Origin of the sequence: Geofilum rubicundum JCM 15548, assembly GCF_000974365.1 — a bacterium.
GTDB classification, from domain to species: domain Bacteria; phylum Bacteroidota; class Bacteroidia; order Bacteroidales; family Marinilabiliaceae; genus Geofilum; species Geofilum rubicundum.
Genome location: NZ_BAZW01000124.1, coordinates 1 through 3,205, shown reverse-complemented (window position 1 = coordinate 3,205; position 3,205 = coordinate 1). Strand labels below are relative to the sequence as shown.

The following is a 3,205-nucleotide window of genomic DNA, read 5'->3' as shown; positions in this document are numbered from 1 at the left end:
AAGGACATCCGTAGAAATATGGATGTCCTTTTTTTATGCGCTAATTTCTGGTCATCGATATCAAGGCGACCGTACTTCAGGAGGTTGAGCGCAGCGAAATCCCGGTTTATCGGGACGCAGCGAAGCGATTCCGAAAAATCGGAACTGCGCCTGCGGCTTGAGATCCAGAGCATCGGGATCGCCGCCGATCATAAGAAAAGGCGATTCAGCAATGAGTCGGCTTTTCTGCGTTATATCCCCGTCTCACCCAGTCAACCCCATCAACCCTTCCTACCCCTCTCTTCCTAATCACCTCTTAATCCCGCTTCGCGGGTACCGATCCTCGGTATTCCACTTCGTTACAACTCCCGCTTCGCTCCGCCTCTCGGCCTCTTGACCTAATCACCTCTTGACCTAACGACCTAATTTCCTCCCACCCAATAGGGGTATTTTCATCCTGCTCTGTCTAATAATAAACAAAGGTTGGTTTAACTAATATATTTAGCCATGAAAAGGAGAAAAATAAATTCGCAAGGTCATCGCACAACTATTAAAATGCTTGTTTTAATGTTGCTTGTTTCAATGGTGATGATGGATGTGTCCGCCATTGACCAGGATCAGGAGACATCAGTGCCCCAATATAGTGGGACTGTATTTGACTCAGAGAGCAGAGATCCGCTCGTTTTTGCGACGGTTGCTGTAGAAGGAACTCATATTGCAACGGTAAGTAATTCGGACGGGGAATTTATTCTGAAGGTGCCGGAACAACATGCCGGTAAGAACCTGGTGGTATCTTTTATTGGTTATGAAAAGAAATCGATTCCCTTAAGTGCCCTTAATGCCGAAGGGAATGATATTCCGTTGGATATGACTACTGTATCTCTTGTGGAAGTCAGTGTATTTCCTTCTGATCCTGACCTGTTGATTCGTGCAGTGATGAATCGACGCGACCAGAATTACCTGGATGTGCCTACCTCCAAAACGGCATTTTACCGGGAAACAATTAAGAAGGGCTGGTCTTATGTATCGTTGACCGAGGCCGTTGTAGATATTTATAAGCATCCCTACAACAGCTCACGCAGCGATCAGGCCAAGTTAATTATTGGACGCAAAAGCACAGATTACGGCAAAATTGATACTTTGGTCTTCCGACTGCAGGGAGGTCCTGTTTCGGCTTTGATGCTGGATATTATGAAAGATCCTTACACGCTGTTTGATGAAGAAATGGTGGACTATTATGTTTTTGAAATGTCTAATATTACGCGTGTGGACGATCGGATGCTGTATGTGTTGAGCTTTAAGCAAAAGCCGGATGTTAATACACCGTTATTCTATGGTAAACTGTATGTCGATACGGAATCGTTGGCCATTACCAGCGCCTCCTTCAATATGAATATATCCAACCGGTCAGAGGCTGCGCGTATGTTTATTCGTCGCAAACCCATGGGGGCAAGGGTTTTTCCAACCGAAACGGCTTATATGGTTAATTACAGGGAGCAGGATGGGAAATGGTTTTTCAGCTACGCCCGGGCAGAAATTTCTTTCCGTGTCAACTGGCGCAGGAAGCTGTTTAATACCAACTACCATACTACCATGGAGATGGCTGTAACCGATTGGGAAGTGACAGATGATCGTCCTTACAGGTCATCAGACCGTTTGAAAATGAATGTGATCATGGAAGATGCTGTGCAGGGATTTGCTGACGATGCGTTTTGGGGCGATTACAACGTGATTGAGCCGGAACAGCCCATTGAAAACGCCATTAGAAAAATTCAAAAAAGTATTGAAGATTAGATGACGGATAGAACAAAAAATCCGATGACAGAAAGTCATCGGATTTTTTGTTTCTGAAGGTTTCTTATTCCCAATTTAAAAGGACTTTCCCACAATTCCCTTCTTCCATAATGTCAAAGCCTTTCTGGAAATCCTCCACGGGCATTCGATGCGTTATCATGGGCGAAAGATCTAATCCGGACATAAGCATTTGCTCCATGTGATACCAGGTTTCAAACATCTCACGACCATAGATGCCCTTGATGGTGAGTCCTTTGAAAATCATTTTATTCCAGTCGACGGTGGTGTTGGGGGGCAGGATGCCCAACAGGGCAATTTTTCCGGAATTGTACATGTGGTCCAACATTTGATTAAAGGCCGCTGTAGAACCCGAACATTCCAGTCCAATGTCAAAACCCCGCATGCCCAGGTCTTTAACCACCTGTGTCAGGTCTTCTTTTAAGGGGTTCACAACTTTGGTGGCGCCCATTGTTCGTGCCAGATTGGCTCTGAATTCGTTGGTCTCTGTAGCTACAACGTATCTGGCTCCTGCAAATTTGGCTACTGCCACGCACATGCTTCCAATTAAACCCGAACCGGTAATCAATACATCTTCACCAATAAGCGGAAAGCTCAGGGCGGTATGCGTCGCATTGCCGAACGGATCCATGATGGAGACGATCTCATCCGGGATCTTTGAGCTGACCTTCATGACATTGTTGGCAGGCACAACCACGTAATCGGCAAAGGCGCCATCTATATTCACCCCAATTCCTACAGTCTTTTCACAAATGTGTTGGCGACCGCGTCTGCAGTTTCGGCAATGACCGCATGCAATGTGTCCTTCACCGGTTACCCGGTCGCCTTCCTTTACATTGCCCACTTCTGATCCAACCGCAGCCACGTGACCAACATATTCATGACCAATGGTCATAGGGGTACGAATGGTTTTTTGTGCCCAGTCGTCCCATTTATAAATATGCAAGTCGGTGCCGCAAATGGATGTTTTTGATATTTTGATCAGCACATCGTTGTGTCCGGGAGCAGGGACTTCTTTCTCTTGCATCCAGATGCCCTTTTCAGGATGCGCTTTTACGAGCGCCCTCATTGTTGCCATAGGTGTGAACTTTAGTTGTTGTACAATTTACAAAATTGATTGTTGTCGTAAAAGTGCAAAACTAAATTTGATGGACTTGTTGATAATAATCATGCTTGTCAATTATTTGAAGGTCCACACACCACCAATTAGCATTCCGTAAAAAATGCTGTTCGTGGGATTCGATGTGATGGGGCAGGAGCCTGTGTTGCACCCAATAAAGTAGTAATAGGCATAACCTAAAAGGGCGCCTGCCGATATACCAATGGACATTCTTATGAGGCGTTTTTTCCAGCTAATTTTTTCTTTTGTTGTATCTTCGCTCATATTCTAACCGTTTTGATGGTAAATGAAGTA

At 45.2% G+C, this 3,205-nt stretch carries 4 protein-coding genes; 2 read left to right on the top strand and 2 right to left on the bottom strand.

Annotated elements, in window-relative coordinates:
- Positions 1 to 288: hypothetical protein (locus JCM15548_RS24810; RefSeq protein ID WP_227626072.1), on the top strand; the 288-nt coding region annotated here is incomplete at its 5' end.
- A 258-nt stretch (positions 289 to 546) separates the two neighbouring features.
- Positions 547 to 1,773, top strand: coding sequence for a carboxypeptidase-like regulatory domain-containing protein (locus JCM15548_RS20200; RefSeq protein WP_227626071.1), 1,227 nt, complete (start codon positions 547 to 549; stop codon positions 1,771 to 1,773).
- 64 nt (positions 1,774 to 1,837) lie between these two features.
- Here the strand turns inward: JCM15548_RS20200 and tdh are convergent, their stop codons facing one another.
- Both tdh and JCM15548_RS20190 read right to left on the bottom strand, forming a co-directional pair.
- A complete protein-coding gene (gene tdh, locus JCM15548_RS20195; RefSeq protein WP_227626070.1) occupies positions 1,838 to 2,869 on the bottom strand; it encodes an L-threonine 3-dehydrogenase in 1,032 nt (343 codons plus the stop codon).
- Positions 2,870 to 2,971: 102 nt separating this feature from the next.
- Complete coding sequence (locus tag JCM15548_RS20190) at positions 2,972 to 3,175, bottom strand: DUF6132 family protein (RefSeq protein WP_062128998.1); 204 nt, start codon at positions 3,173 to 3,175, stop codon at positions 2,972 to 2,974.
- Positions 3,176 to 3,205 lie beyond the last annotated feature (30 nt).

Excerpts from the sequence above, each read along its gene's own strand:
- JCM15548_RS20200 (WP_227626071.1), top strand. The coding sequence starts at position 547 with ATGTTGCTTGTTTCAATGGTGATGATGGATGTGTCCGCCATTGACCAG.
- tdh (WP_227626070.1), bottom strand. The coding sequence starts at position 2,869 with ATGGCAACAATGAGGGCGCTCGTAAAAGCGCATCCTGAAAAGGGCATC.
- JCM15548_RS20190 (WP_062128998.1), bottom strand. The coding sequence starts at position 3,175 with ATGAGCGAAGATACAACAAAAGAAAAAATTAGCTGGAAAAAACGCCTC.